The sequence below is a fragment of the Sphingobium sp. FW305-3-2-15-F-TSA7 genome (genome assembly GCF_058787155.1).
Map to the genome: position 1 here is coordinate 1 of NZ_JBYSZM010000052.1, position 17,114 is coordinate 17,114.

The 17,114-nt window shown below is 64.3% G+C and carries 15 protein-coding genes, 1 tRNA gene and 1 pseudogene; 10 read left to right on the forward strand and 7 right to left on the reverse strand.

Going from position 1 to position 17,114, the window contains the following annotated elements; genetic code table 11:
- Nucleotides 1-1,501 (reverse strand): annotated as a pseudogene (locus AC3WN8_RS28100) (CHAT domain-containing protein); the annotation flags it as partial.
- Nucleotides 1,502-1,713: 212 nt separating this feature from the next.
- Between AC3WN8_RS28100 and AC3WN8_RS28105 the strand changes: the two are divergent.
- Together AC3WN8_RS28105 and AC3WN8_RS28110 are read left to right on the forward strand one after the other, a co-directional pair.
- Nucleotides 1,714-2,022, forward strand: coding sequence for a hypothetical protein (locus AC3WN8_RS28105; protein ID WP_492672827.1), 309 nt, complete (start codon nucleotides 1,714-1,716; stop codon nucleotides 2,020-2,022).
- Between the two features lie 85 nt (nucleotides 2,023-2,107).
- Nucleotides 2,108-2,181: transfer RNA gene (locus tag AC3WN8_RS28110), tRNA-Cys, on the forward strand.
- Nucleotides 2,182-2,251: 70 nt separating this feature from the next.
- Here the strand turns inward: AC3WN8_RS28110 and AC3WN8_RS28115 are convergent.
- Complete coding sequence (locus AC3WN8_RS28115) at nucleotides 2,252-3,073, reverse strand: energy transducer TonB (protein WP_492672828.1); 822 nt, start codon at nucleotides 3,071-3,073, stop codon at nucleotides 2,252-2,254.
- Between the two features lie 827 nt (nucleotides 3,074-3,900).
- On the opposite strand from AC3WN8_RS28115, the gene AC3WN8_RS28120 reads away from it, so the two are divergent.
- Together AC3WN8_RS28120 and AC3WN8_RS28125 are read left to right on the forward strand one after the other, a co-directional pair.
- A complete protein-coding gene (locus AC3WN8_RS28120) occupies nucleotides 3,901-4,545 on the forward strand; it encodes a glutathione S-transferase family protein (RefSeq protein ID WP_492672829.1) in 645 nt (214 codons plus the stop codon).
- Between the two features lie 135 nt (nucleotides 4,546-4,680).
- Nucleotides 4,681-5,040 (forward strand): TonB family protein, encoded by a 360-nt coding sequence (locus tag AC3WN8_RS28125; RefSeq protein WP_492672830.1) that lies wholly within the window; start codon nucleotides 4,681-4,683, stop codon nucleotides 5,038-5,040.
- Nucleotides 5,041-5,141: 101 nt separating this feature from the next.
- Here AC3WN8_RS28125 and AC3WN8_RS28130 read toward each other — a convergent pair whose 3' ends face one another.
- A complete protein-coding gene (locus AC3WN8_RS28130; RefSeq protein ID WP_492672831.1) occupies nucleotides 5,142-6,638 on the reverse strand; it encodes an amidohydrolase family protein in 1,497 nt (498 codons plus the stop codon).
- 147 nt (nucleotides 6,639-6,785) lie between these two features.
- Here AC3WN8_RS28130 and AC3WN8_RS28135 point away from each other — a divergent pair, with 147 nt between their 5' ends.
- Entirely contained in the window at nucleotides 6,786-6,980 is a 195-nt protein-coding gene (locus AC3WN8_RS28135; protein WP_492672832.1) for a hypothetical protein, read from the forward strand.
- A gap of 27 nt (nucleotides 6,981-7,007) precedes the next feature.
- Nucleotides 7,008-8,744, forward strand: coding sequence for a serine hydrolase domain-containing protein (locus AC3WN8_RS28140; RefSeq protein ID WP_492672833.1), 1,737 nt, complete (start codon nucleotides 7,008-7,010; stop codon nucleotides 8,742-8,744).
- A 101-nt stretch (nucleotides 8,745-8,845) separates the two neighbouring features.
- Here the strand turns inward: AC3WN8_RS28140 and AC3WN8_RS28145 are convergent, their stop codons facing one another.
- The gene (locus AC3WN8_RS28145) at nucleotides 8,846-9,748 is read right to left on the reverse strand and encodes a LysR family transcriptional regulator (protein WP_492672834.1); all 903 of its coding nucleotides are present in this window, start codon (nucleotides 9,746-9,748) and stop codon (nucleotides 8,846-8,848) included.
- A 131-nt stretch (nucleotides 9,749-9,879) separates the two neighbouring features.
- Here AC3WN8_RS28145 and AC3WN8_RS28150 point away from each other — a divergent pair, with 131 nt between their 5' ends.
- Nucleotides 9,880-10,653, forward strand: coding sequence for an SDR family oxidoreductase (locus AC3WN8_RS28150; RefSeq protein ID WP_492672835.1), 774 nt, complete (start codon nucleotides 9,880-9,882; stop codon nucleotides 10,651-10,653).
- A gap of 11 nt (nucleotides 10,654-10,664) precedes the next feature.
- Here AC3WN8_RS28150 and AC3WN8_RS28155 read toward each other — a convergent pair whose 3' ends face one another.
- Entirely contained in the window at nucleotides 10,665-11,849 is a 1,185-nt protein-coding gene (locus tag AC3WN8_RS28155; RefSeq protein ID WP_492672853.1) for a DJ-1/PfpI family protein, read from the reverse strand.
- A 228-nt stretch (nucleotides 11,850-12,077) separates the two neighbouring features.
- Between AC3WN8_RS28155 and AC3WN8_RS28160 the strand changes: the two genes are divergently transcribed.
- From AC3WN8_RS28160 to AC3WN8_RS28170, 3 genes are all read left to right on the forward strand, one after another.
- Nucleotides 12,078-12,740 (forward strand): TMEM175 family protein, encoded by a 663-nt coding sequence (locus AC3WN8_RS28160; protein WP_492672836.1) that lies wholly within the window; start codon nucleotides 12,078-12,080, stop codon nucleotides 12,738-12,740.
- A gap of 61 nt (nucleotides 12,741-12,801) precedes the next feature.
- Nucleotides 12,802-13,764, forward strand: coding sequence for a GlxA family transcriptional regulator (locus AC3WN8_RS28165; RefSeq protein ID WP_492672837.1), 963 nt, complete (start codon nucleotides 12,802-12,804; stop codon nucleotides 13,762-13,764).
- A 134-nt stretch (nucleotides 13,765-13,898) separates the two neighbouring features.
- Nucleotides 13,899-14,300 (forward strand): VOC family protein, encoded by a 402-nt coding sequence (locus AC3WN8_RS28170; RefSeq protein ID WP_492672854.1) that lies wholly within the window; start codon nucleotides 13,899-13,901, stop codon nucleotides 14,298-14,300.
- Nucleotides 14,301-14,369: 69 nt separating this feature from the next.
- On the opposite strand, the gene AC3WN8_RS28175 is transcribed toward AC3WN8_RS28170, so the two are convergent.
- Both AC3WN8_RS28175 and AC3WN8_RS28180 read right to left on the reverse strand, forming a co-directional pair.
- Nucleotides 14,370-15,830 (reverse strand): UbiA family prenyltransferase, encoded by a 1,461-nt coding sequence (locus AC3WN8_RS28175; protein ID WP_492672838.1) that lies wholly within the window; start codon nucleotides 15,828-15,830, stop codon nucleotides 14,370-14,372.
- Nucleotides 15,820-17,106 carry an ArnT family glycosyltransferase gene (locus AC3WN8_RS28180; RefSeq protein WP_492672839.1) on the reverse strand — a complete coding sequence of 429 codons (1,287 nt, stop codon included), beginning with the start codon at nucleotides 17,104-17,106 and terminating at the stop codon, nucleotides 15,820-15,822. Before AC3WN8_RS28180 ends, AC3WN8_RS28175 begins: the two co-directional genes overlap by 11 nt.
- Nucleotides 17,107-17,114: the final 8 nt, after the last annotated feature.

Sequence of the window (17,114 nt, forward strand, 5' to 3'; positions counted from 1 at the left end):
GTACCTGTTCGGCGAGCATCTCGAAATAGGGCGCGAGCAGGTTGGACAGGCCGGTGGTGTTGGCGCGGTTCTCGGTCGTGCTCGTCACCACGTCGCGATAGAGTGTCATCGCCTCGTCGCGCTTGCCATGGCGGGCGAGGAAGGCGGCGAGCCGGGCGCGGCCGCCATTCATCGCGGTGGTTTCGGGATAGCTGGTGCGCAGCAGATCGAGCGCGCGGCGCAACAGCGCCTCGGCCGCGCCGAGATTGCCCTGATCCTCATGCGTCAGCGCGCTTTCGGCCATGATCTGTGCGCGCAGCCGGGTGATTGAGGTGACGCGGCCCTCGCGGATCGCGGTGGCGTCCGCCAATGCCTTGTCGAGCATCGCGCGGGCGGGCTCGGGCTGACCCTGCAAACGCAGGATGGTGGCGCGGAGCTGAAGCGTCTGCGCATCGAGGATGGCGACGCGTTCCTCGGGCGACAGCATCGCGGATTGGGTGGCGCCCAGCCGGCGCGCGGCGGGCAGGCTGGAATTGATCTCGGCGGCGAGCGGCACGCCGATATCGACAACGCCGCTCGTCCTGGCGAGCCCGGCGAGCGGGACGACCGGCCGTGCGAGCACCGCCGCCGCTTCGTCCAGTTTGCGCTGGTTGAGCAGGTGGAGCGCCTCGAAATTGCGGCGCAGGCGGGTCTGGACGGGATCGAGCGTGGGGATGCGCGCGGCGGCGGCGAACAGCGCATCGGCCTCCGCGAAGTCGCCCAGGTTCGATTTTTGCAGCGCCTGGTTGACGAGATATTCGTTGAGCCGCTGTTCGCGGTTCGCGGCGGTGTCGCGCGCCGCATCCTCGGCATCGAGGCGCGATTGCAGCGTGTCGAAGAATTCGGCGGCCTCGGCATAATTGCCGCTATTGTTGCGGCGATAGCCCTCGGCCAGCGTCTGTGCCGGATCGAGCGCGCCGGCCTGGACGCGGGCAAAGGCGACGGGATCCGCCAGCCCGGTCGTGGCGACGCGGATCTCGCCATCGACGATCCAGTCGGCGACGATGGTGCGCAGACCCAGTTCGAGCGCGCTGTCGTACCCGGCCAGCCCCTGCGCGACATAGGTCACGCGGCCGATGCGGGTGCGATAGATCTTGTAGCCGACATTGGCGCTGGCGAACCGGCAAGTTGTGACGGAAACGGCGCCGAGATCGGCGACGGGCGCGCTGGCCTCACCCTCACAGGTCACGGGGGTGTCGCGCGACGCGGCCAGCCGCACCAGCGCATCGTCGCCCTCGCGCAGCGCATAGATCTGCCCGATCGGGCGCGCGGCATCGCGGCAGACGATCGTCCAGGCGCGATCGAATATGCCGCGCGCGGCGGGATCGTTGTTCTGGCTCTGCATCTGGCAGAGCGAGCCGCCGGCGCTGCCGAGGCGGAAACTGTCCTGAAGGCTGGGGCGCAGGCTTTGCGCGGGCGCCGCCATCGGCATCGCGGCGAGCACGAGCGTGGCGGCGGGCAGCATGTACTTATCGACGCGCAACACGTTTCTCCCCGTCGGCCGTCCGGAGGGGCCTTATGACCATGCCTTCCGTTTAACCGATTGAATTGCGACCGTCCGAGCCAAATTCGAATCGTCCGCAGGATACATCACACGACATTAAAGGCGAAGCGCGACCTGTGCTGTGCGGGCCATCACGCGGCTTTAATGTTTCGCGGCTAGAGCCGGATGATTGTCGATGGCAGGGGATACCGATGCGCACGACCGGAACGCGGCCCGCAACGCAGGGCGAGACGGAGACATGCTACCCGATCGCCGTCGAGACATCGATCCGCGGCATCGGTGGCGCCGCTGTCGATTTCAGCCTGACCGCGCTATCGGCCAGCGGCTTTTCCGGATCGACGCAAAGCGCGTTCGATGTCGCGGACCAGGTGATCGTGCATATCCCGATCGCCGGCGACATGGCGGCGCGGCTGGTCAGCGTGGCGCCGGGCGAGATCGGCGGCGAATTCGTCCGCCCGATCGACGCGGCGGGCATCGTCGCGGACCTGATCGCCGCCTGAATTCGCGAATTGCGCCGCCATGTTGCCAAAGGCACAGCATAGCGGTTGACATCCCGGGCACGTCCGCGCAGAGGGAGCGCCCTTCGGCCCGATGGCGGAGTGGTTACGCAGAGGACTGCAAATCCTTGCACGCCGGTTCGATTCCGGCTCGGGCCTCCACTTCCTGAAATTGCGATATTCGTGGCGCCTGGGGCGGGAGCCCGGGGGCTGGGTGCCAACCGGCCAGCCCTTAATCCGGTATTTTCCAGCGCATCGCCTTGTTCAGATAGCGCAATCCATCATAGGTTGGTGCGTCGGCGACGAATTGGAAGCTGCCTCGCCGCAGGAACAATGCGCAGGTGTTGTTGTCGAGATAGGCCGTGGCGGGCCCTGATGACGTTATCGGACGGCAGGTTTTGATCAGGCCATCCCGGCTTATGCCAAGCTGGACGACGGTGGCGCTTTCCAGGCCGTAGCGAATTGCGGTGGGCGGATAGTCGTCGCCTGTGATCGAAAATATCAGCCTACCATCCGCCAGGCGGAGGCGATCGCTGTCCGGAACAGTATCGGGCGGATAGATGATCGTCGCGTTTCTGTATGCCGGGTGGGGGAACGCGTATAATTGAGGCCCTGGCGGATTGTTGAAAAAGCTGAACCGCACATCGATGAACCCCCGCCGCAGCGGAGCGACCATGCCCGGCACCCCGCGGAATGTGGCCGATTTCATCAACTGCGCACAACCAACTTGCGCTGCCTGCGGCAGCAGCTGCTGACCGACGTCGCATGCGACGGGTTTGCCCGAAGGATCGAACCACAGCCGGACCGTGAACGAAAGCCCATCGCCACCCGGAGGGACGTCCACGTTGAAGGCGCTGGGATCGGGCACGAAATCGAGCTTTCCTGCCCCCTCAAGTTCAGCGGTTTCCGGCGTGACGAAGATCGATCCAAGGTCGGCGCGAGCAGGCGCGACATGGCCGGCTTGCAACTGAAGCGCTGCGATGAGCGCATACCACGGCAAAGGCAAGTGAACCCCCAATTCCAATTTCCAGGCACGGTTTCCGGGGCCGGTCAATAAGGCCCCCGCACGATGGCTCCGGTCTTGTTGTGCGGATGGACGCCTGTAACGGGAAGGTGGGCGAACGTCCACTTGTGGCGGGAATGGCGTGTGCGGACGACAAAGGGGGAAACGATGGGCGGCAGCGCAGTTCCTATAGCGGATCGACTTCTCAACCCCATTCGATCCCCCGCTAAGGGCTGGTACAATGTCGGGTGCGCTGTAAACCTCGGGCACCGTGGGTTGTGTCTCTCCGCCGCTCGCGCCCGCTTTTGGAGGCTGGGCGGGAAGCGGGGGCAATGTCGATTGGAGATTTGATTTCGAGATCGTTGCCGGTGTTTATCGAACGCGACCTGCGTGATGCCTTCGAAGAATCTCGGTCACAAGTTTGTCTCGATCTTCAGTCCAGATTTTACTTGCCGTCGGACAGGTCAATTCATCCGAATCCAGATTTTGCCCTTGCTCGCGCTAGAAAGACTCGATGGTTGTCGAAAGCGACCGTCCAGCTTTCTTCTTGCTGACAAAGTTGAATATGTCTCGGCGAATCCGTTCGTCGTTACCCCACCAGCGACCCGGTGGGTGTCGAATACCGGGTTCAAAGGTCATCAGACGACTGTAGACAGCCTCAAAAAAACGCCCGATCGCTTACGTGCTCCGTCAGTTCAAATTTGCCCGCAGTGATCAGCCGGCGTGCCCTTCTCCCGCTTCGGGCCGTAAAAGGCGGCGCCACCCAGGCCAGAGACAAGCGCTTCAGCGATGAAAAAAGGGATGTCGATTTCCGACAAGCTCATTCGTCGTAACGATGAGACGCCACAATCGTTGGCGCAAGCAAGGAGACGAACGTCATGACGATCACCATCACCGCCTTTGAACGGTCACCCGATGGCGGCAAGGGGCTGGCGCGCGATACGCGGGTTCGCTGGGCGCTGGAGGAAGCGGATCAGCCTTACGACGTTCGCCTCGTCTCGTTCGCGGCGATGAAGCAATCCGCGCATCTGGCGCTCCATCCCTTCGGCCAGATCCCGACCTATGAAGAGGGCGATCTGGCCCTGTTCGAGACGGGATCGATCATCCTCCACATCGCACAGCGCCATGCGGACCTGTTGCCGGAGGATGAAGATGCCCGGGCGCGGGCGATCACATGGATGTTCGCCGCGCTCAGCACGATGGAGCCGGTGATCCACGATCTCACGACCGCGAAGATCCTGGAGGGCGACAAGCCCTGGGCGCAGGAACGCCTGCCGCTGGTGATGGACCGGATCCGCGCCCGGCTGGAGCAATTGTCCGCGCGTCTGGGCGATGCCGAGTGGCTCGACGGCGCATTCAGCGCGGGTGACCTGATGATGGTCTCGGTGCTGCTCCGCCTTCGGATGTCGGGCCTATTGGACGAATATCCGAAGCTGGCCGCCTATGTTGCCCGCGGCGAGGCACGGCCGGCCTATCGGCGGGCTTTTGCTGCGCAATTGGCGATCAACGCTCCGGCCGGTTAAATTACGGCGCACTCCACCGCCCTCAATGTAGATTGCCGCTCAGCTGACTTATGCGCTGTGAACGCAGATTTAATGATCTGTCATGGTAAACGTTGGCGATTTGACCGCAAGCTGAGAAGCTGCTTCTGTTGAAAGATGGACCAATACGCAACACTCTTTCTCTTGGCCTCTTTAGTTGTCACGTCACCTGTGATGGCCCAAGGGCCAGGATTCGATCCAAATGGGGTGACGAGAAGTTGGATCACCCAGGAGGACTATCCTCTCGCGGCGATCAAGGCGAAGGCGGAGGGTAGCGTTCGCATTACTTGGAAGATCACTGTCCTCGGCTTTGCCACCGATTGTAAGGTTATCGAGTCAAGCGGCAATGCGGATCTCGATTTCACAAGTTGCGATCTGATCATGCGGCGCGCCCGCTATAAGCCTGCTCAAGACCAGTACGGCATGTCGATGGAGTCGCAGGCTACTCGCACCATCAAATGGGTGCTGCCGAAGTAGCGGCAGTACGGGATCCATCTTCAGCGCGCCGGAACCAACGCGAACATCTCGTCGCGCAGGCAAGCGGATACGATCATGGCGATCGTCCGGGCGGTCGCCGCTTATTTATCCCCGCGCTTGACGCCGACGCCGGGGAACAGATTGGGCGTGATCTTGCCGTTCTCCGCCATCACCTTGCCGCCGACCAGCACATAGCGATAGCCGCTCGATGCCTGATGCGGCTTTTCATAGGTGGCGTTGTCCTTGACGGTATTGGGGTCGAATATGCTGATATCGGCATCGGCGCCCACCTGGATGCGGCCCTTGCGCGCCATTGCGGGGGCGACCTTTTCGAGGCGCTTCGCCGGCATGATCGTCATCTTGGCGAGCGCGGTCCTGAGGTCGAGCAATTTGCGCTCGCGCACATAATGGCCGAGCACCCGGCTGAAGCTGCCGGCGCCGCGCGGGTGAACCTTGGATTCGACCATCGGCATGCCGTCGGATGCGATGGTGACGAACGGATCGGCCATCGCCGCGTCGATCGCGGTCTGCGGGATCATGAAGATCACCACTTCGCCGCCGGGCTGTTCCTTGCGGTATTTGTTGAACGTCTCCTCAGTCAGCCGCTCGCCGGTCGCCGACCATTGGACATCCTTGTAGGTGATGCCCGAACGCTGCTGCCAGCCTTCGGAGAAGAATTCGGATCCGAGCGCGGTCGATCCGGCTTCGTACGGATAGGCTTCGGTGGTGACGTCGACGCCGTGTCTGGCGGCGCCCTTCAATATCTCGATCACGGTCGGCGCATCGCCGAGCGAAGTCGAGGTGACGTGGACGAGCTGCAACGCGGCGCCGGTCGAGGCGGCGTCGGCGATCAGTTCGTTGGCGACCGCGATCGGCATCCCCGGCGCGCGGCTCAGTTCGCGCATGCGCGCATGGACGAACACCGGCACGCCATATTTCGCGCCGGCCTTGAACGCCTTGTAGATCTCACGGCGGCCGGTGGCGGGCGTGTATTCGAGGCCGATCCCGATGCCGAGCGCGCCGGCCTCGATCTCCCGCTCGACCGCCGCGACGATCCGGTCTTCCTGCTCCGCATTCGCGGAGGTCGTCAGCGCCTGGGGCGAGATGACGAGCGCGGCGGTCGGGGGCGCACCCGGCGTGCCGCATCTCTTGTCGCTCAACACCTCGATGCGCGCGCACAGGAAGCTGGCGGTCGCGCCGTAGTTGATCAGCGCCTTGCCCTGCTTCTCCGCGTAGAAATTGGCGACCGGCATCGTGCCGATCTCCATCTCGAACGCCGAGGTCACGCCGTCGAGCAACTGGAAGCCCTGGCTTTTCACATCCTGGCCATGGGCGTGATAATCGATGAAGCCCGGCGCCACGACCTGCCCCCTGGCATCGAGCACGCGCTTGCCCTTGAGCGGGCCAGCCGAGATCGCGGCGATGGTGCCGCCGTTGATGCCGACATCGGCCACTTCGTCGCGGCCGCTCTCCGGATCGATCACGCGGCCGCCCTTGATGACGATATCGTAGCTCGCTTCCTGCGCCGCGGCGGGCGCGAGGGTCATCAGGGGAAGCAGGCAGCTCGCGGCGAGAAATTGTCCAAAACGCACTGTCATCTTCTCCCTGGATGCATTCAATATTCGGTCAACGGACGGCACTCACGCGCGATCGCTGCCCCATCGGCCCGATCATCGAAAAAATTTCCGATTCGGTCAATTTTTCTCTGAGTGAGATGCGGTTCCGAATTTCCCATGGGCGTCGGCATGCGCCTGAATTCCGGTGATGCCGGAGGCGGAGGCGCCTTCGTCGCTCTGGGCGATGATCCTGTGTGCGGTCGTCGTGGCGGCGATGGCCATTCGAGCGATCGGCGATCAACGAGCCCGATCGCCTCGGGCAACGAAAACCGCGCCTGTCCGGTTGGACAAATCGATTTTCATGATATGAAATCGGATTTCTGATTCCCCAACTCCATCGCGAGATCGTCCATGCGCATCAGCAAGACCCTGCAATGCCCGCTTCTCTTCGTCGCGCTTGCCGCATCCGCGGCGACGCCGGCCCTGGCGCAGTCCGCCAGGCCGGCTGCCGCGCCAGCGCAGGATGCGGGCCGCGCGGTCGCCGTCGACGCGTTGTTCGCGAGCGTCGGGGCCGCCGATCCCGGCGCGGCGCTGGGCATCTACAGCCAGGGCAAGCTCGTTTATGCCAAGGGCTATGGCATCGCCGATCTGGAGGATGGCCGCGCGATCACGCCGCAGACGCAATTCCATGTGGCGAGCGTGTCGAAGGAATTCGCGGCCTTTTCGATCGCGCTGCTGGCGCGCGAGGGCAAGGTCGATCTCAACGCCGATATCCGGCGCTACCTGCCCTATGTTCCCGATTTCGGCGAAGTCATCACCGTCAATCACCTGATCCATCACACCAGCGGCCTGCGTGATCAATGGTCGCTGTTCACGCTGGGCGGGCAGGATATGGACAATCGCCTGCGCCAGAAACAGGTGGTCAACATGGTGGCGCGCCAGCGCGGGCTGAACTTCAAGCCGGGCAGCGAATATAATTATTCCAACACCGGCTACACGCTGCTTGCGGAGATCGTGCATGCGGTGAGCGGCAAGACCCTGCGCCAGTTCACCGACGAACGCATCTTCAAGCCGCTGGGCATGACCAGGACCTTCTTCTTCGACGATGTCGACGAGGTCGTGCCGGGCCGCGCGCAATCCTATAATCGCGAGAGCCCGGACAAGCCGTGGAAGCGCGAGTTGCTCAACTACGACAATGCCGGCGCCACCAGCCTGTTCACCACGGTCGAGGATCTCGCCAAATGGGCGGGCAATTTCACCAATCCGGTGGTCGGCGATCGCGCGCTGATCGATCAGGTGACGACCAACGGCACGCTCTCCAACGGCAAGCCGATCACGTACGGCTTCGCGTTGCAGCGTACCAAGATCGGCGGGCGCGAGGTGATCACCCATTCAGGCGCCGATGCCGGTTTCCGCGCGATCTTCGTCTATTATCCGGGACAGGATTTCGCGGTGGCGATCACCGCGAACACGCCGTTCGACGCGGCCGGCAAGAATTTCGGTTTCGACCTGGCGGCGCGGGTCGCGGCGATCGCGGATCTCTATCTGCCCAAGGTTCCGGCGCCCGCCGTTCCCGCCGCCGATGCGAAGCCGAATCCCGCGCCGCTGGCCGGCACCTATTTCAACCCCTATGCCCACAGCCTGAAGCTGGAGGCGCGCACCGACGGGCTCTATGCGGATTTCGGCTATGGCAAGCCGACCAAGCTGACCCAGCGCGCCAACGGCACGGTCGATTCCGGTCCGCCGGTGCGCAGCTATTTCAATCCGATCAAGGCCGCTGACGGCACCGTCACCGCGCTGGAACAGGTGACGCCCGAGGAATCGCGCACCACCCGCTACGACCGTATCACGCCGGCCACGCCGACGGCCGCCGCGCTCGCGGACTTTGCCGGCAATTATTACAGCGACGAACTCGACGTGACCTATACGATCGCGGTGGAGGGCGACCATCTGGCCGTCCGCTCGATCTGGATGCCCGATCCGGTCTCGCTGACCGGCGTGGTCGCGGATCGTTTCGAATCCGGATCCGGGATGCTGGGTGTCGTCGCCTTCGATCGCGATGCGCAGGGCAAGGTCACCGGCCTGAAGATCCATGGCGGCCGCGTCCGCAACGTCGCGCTGCGCCGTCTGAACGGCCCGCTTTCCTGAAGGTCGCGCGGAGGCGGATCGTTTTTCCGGCCACTGGGCCGGAAACCCGCCTTTCGGCCTGATACCGGATCTTGAGGAGTCGAACGCATCGAGATCCGGTCTCAGGCCAGAATTTCACGCACGAGCAGGTCGGCGAGCCAGTCCGCAAAGACCTGCAATCGCTGCGACAGATGCTGGCGATGCGGATAGAGCAAGGTCATCGGCAAGGGAGCCGCGCGGTGATCCGGCATCACTTCGACCAGCTCGCCGGCGGCGAGATGCGCTCTTACGTCATAGGCGGGTATCTGGATGAGGCCGAGCCCCGCCTGGCAACAGGCGATATAGGCTTCGGCACTGTTGACGGTGACGGACCCCGTCATGGCCATCGTCTTCACCGTGCCGTCCTCCGCCCATTCCCAGTCCTCGACCCGGCCGCTCGATGGCGAAGCATAGCGAACCGCCCGATGGCGATGGAGATCGCCGGGTGCCGTAGGAATGCCGTAGCGCGCGATATAGTCCGGGCTGGCGACGTTGATCAGCGACAGTTCGCCGATCGAACGGGCGATCATACCGGAATCGGCGAGCGGCCCGACCCTCAGCACGCAGTCGATGCTTTCTTCGACCAGATTGACCGCGCGATCGGTGACGCCCAGGCGGATCTCGATATCGGGATAGCGGGCGAAGAAGCCGGGCAGTGCAGGGGCGATGACGATCCGCCCGATCCGGCCCGGCACGTCGATGCGCAGCATGCCGCTCGGTCCGGCCGCGGCCTGGCGGAACAGGCTCTCGGTCTCCTCGACATCGGCGATCACTCTCATGCAGCGATCGTAAAATGTGGCGCCGTCCTGCGTTGGCGTGACCCGGCGGGTCGTACGATGCAGCAAGCGCGTGCCCACGCGCGCTTCCAGGTCCTGGATCGCGGCCGAGACCGACGATCTCGGCATGCCGAGCATGTCGGCCGCGCGGGTGAAGCTGGCGCATTCGACGACACGGACGAAGATCCTGAAAAGGTCGATACGATCCATTGGTGCCGCTCATTGTTCGCCTGTTCTGACATGTCATGTCAGAATGATCGGCTTTATGGCAACAATCGAGCGTGTAGATTCGCCTTCGACGGAGCGGTGGACGTCTCCGGCAACGAGCAGGAGGCGTGCGCATGGCCGATCATGGCATCAAGGGAAAGACCGTCCTCATCGCGGGCGGTGCGAAGAATCTCGGCGGGCTGCTGGCCCGCGACCTGGCCGGGCAGGGCGCGAAGGCGATCGCCATCCACTATAACAGCCCGGCGACGAAAGACGCCGCTCTCGAAACCGTCGCCGCGATCGAAGCTGCCGGCGCGCAAGCCGTCGCCTTTCAGGGCGACCTGACCACGGCAGGCGCGATCGAAAGGCTGTTCGCAGATGTGATCGCCGTCATCGGCAATCCCGACATCGCGATAAATACGGTCGGCAAGGTGCTGAAAAAGCCCCTCATCGAAATCAGCGAAGCCGAATATGACGAGATGACCGCCATCAATTCCAAGTCGGCATTCTTCTTCCTGAAGGAGGCGGGGCGTCATCTGAACGACAATGGCAAGATCGTCACCCTGGTCACTTCGTTGCTCGGTGCGTTCACGCCCTTCTACGCCGCCTATGCGGGCACCAAGGCGCCGGTCGAGCATTTCACGCGCGCGGCGTCGAAGGAGTTCGGCGAACGCGGTATCTCGGTGACGGCGATCGGGCCGGGGCCGATGGATACGCCATTCTTCTATCCGGCCGAAAGCGCGGATGCCCAAGCCTATCACAAGACGGCAGCGGCGCTCTCCGCATTCACGAAGACCGGGCTCACCAGTATCGAGGACATCGTTCCCTTCATCCGCTTCCTGGTGTCGGACGGCTGGTGGATGACTGGCCAGACGATCCTCGTGAACGGCGGCTATACGACCAAATAGGCTGGCCGGCGTTACGGTGCCGACGCGGCAGCCGCTGGCCGCTTTAATCCGCGCAGATGCCGGGCCGGATATTCCAGCTGCATGGCGACCATTTTTGCCGTGGAAGCGCCATAGCGGGCCTCGATGTTCCGGAGTGCGTCGTATAATTCGGCTGTCGCCGGTTTCCCGGCGAGCGACATGGTCCGCTGCCGGAGAGGCGCGTCGCGGGCGATCTCGTCGGGAACCACGCGCATGCCGTTCGCTGTCCGGATCGGCGCACCGGATGCGGACCATGTCACGGCTTTCGACCGGTAAGTGCGCGACCAGGCGTCGGCGGTCAGCGCAAGCGAGACTTCGTCGATCCCGGGATGCAGGGGGATGATCCGCTTTTCGGTCCTCCAGAAGAAGAGCCGGTTGCGCAGCGCGGTGGTGGCGAAGCGCCGGGTCAGCAGAAACTCCGAACCATCGTGCCGCGCATCCCAGTCGTCCACCCCCAGATTGCGGGCCACGGCCATCGCCTTTTCACGCCCGGCGATCGCTTCGATCAGCGTCAGCGTCGCCGGTATCGACGCCGTGATTCCCGTCGTCGTCATCACGCCGCGATCGATCACGAAACGGCGGTTCGGCACATAATGGATCGCCGGATTCTCCCGGAGCAGCGCATTCCGGGAATACCAGTGCGTCGTCGCCCGCCGTCCGTCGAGCAAGCCCGCCGCGGCGACGATCTTCGCGCCGACGCAGACGCCGATCACCACGGCGCCTTTGGACGATTGCCGGGCCAGCCATGTCAGCACGGCCGGATCATCCTCGCGCGACATTGCGGGAACGATGACATAGTCGGCGCCTTCGGGATGGTTTTCGTCGAACTCGGCGACGGTGGCGTCGGGCATCACCGACAGCGCCGGATACAGCGTCACGTTCCCGGGCCGGGTGGCCAGCGCCACGACATCCGCGACATCCGCCCGGCGAAGAATGCCATAGGGCATGATATAGTCGGTCGTCTCGGTCGCGTCGTTTATGCCGATGATCGCGATCAGGGGGCGCCTTCGCCGGTTGGGGGCGAGCGCCGCCAGAGTCGCCCGTATTTCGTCCGCTGCGATGGGGCGGGGCGTCGTCGATTCCGGCTGCGCGGGCAGCAAGGCGATCCAGGTCGCGAAACCCGCGATCGCGAGCATCACCGTCCCCAGCAGAGCCAGCCAGATCGTCCGTGCCCTCATTCTGGCCAATTCGGGACGCTCCTCCCTTGAATTGCCGCAACGCTATCGGACTCCGTCCATGCGGGAGATGACATATTTCGGGCGGAAACTGCCATGTGTCGGCCCGCGAAGCGCACGAAACGGCGCCGCGCCGATGAAACGGAGCCGTGCCTTCCGATTGCGCGCGGATGGCGAAACGACTTCGGGTCGGCTATTTTTCCGCGCGGAACAGCGTCGGGGACCATGTTCATGGCGGAACCATCGATCGACCAGCTTGATCCGGCTCATGAGCGGCTGACCTTCTTCTCCGACGCCGTGTTCGCCATCGCGATCACGCTCCTCGTCATCGAAATCGAGGTGCCCCATCTCGAAACCGCCGACTGGCGACAGGTTCCCGGGGCGCTGGCGGGCCTGTCCCACAGCTTCTTCGGTTATGTGCTGAGCTTTCTCGTCATCGGCCGTTTCTGGGTCGGCCATCACACCACGATGCAGTTCCTGGACCGGCACATAGGCAGCATCACCTGGCCCAACCTCCTCATGCTGCTGTTCATCGCGTTCATGCCCTTTGCGACGGCCTTTATGAGCGAGAATCTGCACAATCCGGGCGCGGTTCAATTCTACAATGCAGTGCTGCTCGCCGTGGCGCTCTGCTACAGCTGGATCGTGCATATCGCGACCGACGCCCGCCACGTCCGGCCGGGCATCTCCGCCGAACGACGCACGATGTGGCGGGGGCGCAGCATCGGGGTCATCCTCACGGTCGTCCTGACTCTGGCGGTCACGCCCTTCAGCGTGCGATGGCCCGGCATCGGGCAACTCATGCTCGTGGCCATGCCGGTCGTGCAGCGGCTGACCGTCCATATCCTGGCGCGCAATGCGAAGCTTGCGCGGCAGCCGGAAGAAGCGGCCTGACCGGCCGGACGCATTGCGGTTACGGATTGTCCGAAATCGTATATTTCGAGCACAGGCAGCCATGAAACGAACGATCGCCTTTGTGATTTTTCCGGGCTTTCAACTGCTCGACGTCGCCGGCCCGATCGCGGCCTTCGAAATTGCCGAGCGTTACTGTCCGGACAGCTACGGTCTTCGGGTCGTGTCGCCCGGCGGTGGTTCGATCACATCCTCTTCTGGCATGGCGCTGGCATCGGCCCCGCTGCCGCCGGGCCGTGTCGATACCGCGCTGATTTCGGGCGGCGACATCGCCAAAAGCCTTGCCGTCGCCAGGGACATCGTCGCCTGGCTTACCCATGTTCGCGCGCGCCGTTTCGCCAGCGTCTGTTCCGGCGCCTATCTGCTTGCCGAGGCGGGGCTGCTGCGTGGCCGAAAGGCGACGACGCATTGGGCGAATTGCGACGACTTCGCCAGGCGCTATCCGGACGTCCGGCTCAATCGGGAACGCATCTTCGTTCGGGACGAGCATGTGTGGACCTCCGCCGGGATCACGGCCGGCATCGATCTGGCGCTGGCCCTGATCGAGGCCGATCTGGGCGAACTTGTCGCGCAGCGCACCGCGCAGCAGCTCGTGGTGTATCACCCCCGGCCGGGCGGCCAGTCGCAATTCGCCGCCTTTGTCGAACTGGGCGGGCACAGCGGTCGTTTCGGTGACCTGATCGGCTGGATGCGGGAACGGATCGCGGATCCGCTGCCCGTCGAAAGCCTTGCCGATCGCGCCGGGATGAGCCCGCGCCATTTCGCACGCGTCTTCGCCGCCGAAACGGGGCTGACCCCGGCAAAGGCGGTCGAGCGGCTGCGGCTGGAGATCGCCCGGGCGGCGGTCGAGACCGGGCACGACACCCTGGATCGCATTGCCCTGAAGACGGGGTTCGACGGACCGGGGCGCATGCGCCGGGCCTTTCTGCGCGCCTTCGGCCAGCCGCCGCAGGCGCTGAGACGTGCCGCCATGGGGCGCATCCCGCGGCCGCCCGGCGATCGCTGACCGGCACGGGCCACGCCGCGGCCTTCGCATCATTTGGCATGAAATGCGCGAAGGATGACATTTCTGCCAGTTGCCGTTCATTCTAGATTTGCCGGCATGCCCTTCCTCGGCAAGGAGAACAGACGGTGACGAAGATGATCTTTGTGAACCTCCCGGTGGCGGACATCCCGGCCGCCACTTCATTCTATCAGGCGATAGGATGCGGGAAGAATGAAGCGTATAGCGATGAAAAGGCGTCGAGCATGATGTGGTCGGACCAGATCACCTTTCAGCTGCTCGCCCGCGACTATTTCGCGACCTTCACGCCCAGGGCGGTTTCGGATGCACGGACGGCGACCGAAGTGTTGATCGCGCTGACATGCGAAACGCGCGATCAGGTGGATGAAACGATCGCCGTGGCGGCGGCGGCGGGCGGGCGCGCCGACCCGCGCAGCGCGATGGATCTCGGCTTCATGTACAATCGCAGCTTCGAAGATCCCGATGGACATATTTTCGAGCTGGTGTGGATGAATCCCGAGGGAATGCCGCAGCAATGAAGTGATTTCGAGGCGGTCGTTTCCGGGAAGCGCTCCAGGCGGATCATCGCTACTCGTTTCGCCGGCCTCTCATTGTCCCAGCAGGCGGGCGGCGGCGGGGCCGTAGAGCGCGGCGACGAAGATGCAGGCCATTGCGACGCCGACGAGGATGCTGCGCGTGTCCTTGATGGCGAAGGCCACCGGATCCCCCTCGACCTGGCCGCGCCGCGCCATCATCCAGATGCGGTTCAGCCAGTAGATCAGCGGCAGGCAGAGCAGCCACAGCATTTCGGGCAGCGCATAGTGCGCGGCCGTTGCGGGATCATGGGCGAAGAGGGCGAGGACGAGGATCGCGACCATCCCGGCGGAAACCCCCGACATCATCACCACATCGAGATCGCCGCCGACATAGCCGCGCCCGCTTAAAAGGCGATCCGGCTCGATCGCGTCGCGCATCTCGACATAGCGTTTGAGGTAAGCGAGGCTCAGGAACAGGAAGACGGAGAAGAGCAGCAGCCAGAAGCTCAGCGACACGCCGATCGCGATCGCGCCGATCCAGATCCGGATGGTGTAGAGCGAGGCGAGGACGATGGCGTCGCCGACCATGACGGACTTCAGCCGGAACGAATAGGCGGTCGTGATCGCCATATAGGCGAACAGCCAGAAGCTGAGTTGCGGGCCGCCCAGCAGCCACCCCCCGATCAGCCCCGCACCCGAAAGCAGCAGGGCGAGGCCCATTGCGGCGGGTATCGAGAGATCGCCGTGCGCGATCGGCCGCTTCCATTTGGTGCGGTGCGCGCGATCGGAATCGATGTCGAGCAGGTCGTTCAGAAGATAGATGGACGAGGCGATGAGCGACATGAGCAGCGCGGCGGCGAGCGCCGTCAGCAATATGGCGGGGTTCGTGAACTCGCCCGAGGTGAAAGCCGGCACGATCACCAGCGCGTTCTTGGCCCATTGATGGGGGCGCATGGCCTTTGCCAGCACATGGGCGAACCGGGCGCGGGGCGCACCCAGTCGTTCGACCGCGGATCCCGTCGGGACATGGCCGACCGACCAGCCCTGGCGCGCCTCTTGCCACAGGCATATGTCCGCCTTGCAATCGCCGACATAATCGAAGGGCGCGTCGGGGCCGATGCGCTCGCGGATCGCGGCGAGCTTGGCGCTGCCTTTCAGGTTGGCGCGGCCCCGCGTTGCGATGATCGGGTCCGACAGGTCCAGATGCTGCGCGATCCGCCGGATATGCCGCCAATGGCTGGCGCTTGCGAGGATGACCGGACGGCCTTCGCTCTTGGCTTGCGCGATGAGGTCGAGAACCTCCTGACGATAGGGAAGCCCCGCCGCGTCGATGGCGCCGCGCCGCGCGGCCATCGTCTTGGCGAGCGCACGTCCGCCGAGCAGCCACAGAAGCAGGGCGAAAAGCGCCGCGACGCTCGACCTTGCGACCCTGACGAAGCTTTCGAGCGAAATGTCTGCGCGCGTGAGCGTGCCGTCCACATCGACGAACAGGGGCACGACCTCGCCCGCCGCTATGGGCTGTTCATACAGCATGGCTCGGCCCCCTTCGCGCGATGAATTGGCGGAGCCAGGCGGCAACCGGGATCGATGCCATGACGATGAGAAGCGGGATTGCCGGATCGCGATAGCGGACGATGATATAGGCGGCGGCGTGGATCAGCCAGAAACCCGCGATCATCGCCGCGAGGATCCATTTGCCGTCGCGTGCGATTCGCCGCGAGCCGAAGGCCAGCAGGCCCAGCAGCAGGATCGCGCCATATTGCGCCACCTCGAACAGCCGGATCGATCCGATCGCCTTCGATGCCGAGAAATCCGCCGCGTCGGGGATATTGGGCTGCCAGAAATAGACCAGCTTGAGCGCGGCCAGCTCCGCCGCGCGGCCCGGATTGGCGGCGATCCAGTCAAGAGCTTCGGCCTGCAGACGATCGGCGTTGCCGACTTCGCCCAGGCGCAGGCGGGTTGTTTCCCAATCCTTGCCCAGCGGCGTGTCGGCAATGCTCACGAACCTGCCCGTCGCGGCGGGATTGTTGCCGAGATAGAGGTTGAAGGCCGCGTTGGTGGTGAGCGCCGGGCGGCCGACCATCTGGTCGGTCGCGTAGAGCCAGGGTGTCAGGACCAGGCCGGCGCCGGCGACAAAGCAAAGGCCGCCGGAGAGGGCAGGGGTGAAGCGGCCCCTTGCCCGCCACAGCAGGAGCAGCGCGACGGCGACGCCGGCGCAGAGCAGCAGCGCCGAGCCGCCCGTGACCAGCGACGCGCCCCATAACAGACCCGCCCCCAGTGCCCAGGCGATCGGGCGGTCGTCGCGCGCGATCCCGATCGCGCACAGGGCGATGCCGAGCAACAGCGGGGTCGAGAGATTTTCCTTGGTCAGCATCGTCGCGTTCCAGATGCCGGGGAACCACATTGCATAAACGACGGCGGCGAGCAGACCTGCGCCGCGATCGCCCGACAGCGCGAGGCTGAGCTTGTAGACCAGCCAAAGGCTGACCGCGCACAGCAGCATGTTGACGGCCAGCGCGACGGCGACCGTGCTGCCCAGCGTCAGGAAGAACGGGGTGAGCAGCAAGGGATAGCCGGCGCTGTAAAAGGCGTGCTGGCCATACATGTCCAGCAGCTCGCCGCGCTCCGCAAGGCCCTGTGCCATCGTGAAATAGGCAAGCGAGTCGCTCTCGAGCGGGTGCATCAGGATCGATGCGCCCGCCGTCCTGAGCGCAATGGCGAGAATGACGGTGGCGGCGAGCAGCGTGGCGCAGGTCCGGCCCGAAAGACCGAGTGCCGGGCGGCCATAAGCCGCGATCGTTCGATTCATGCGATCCT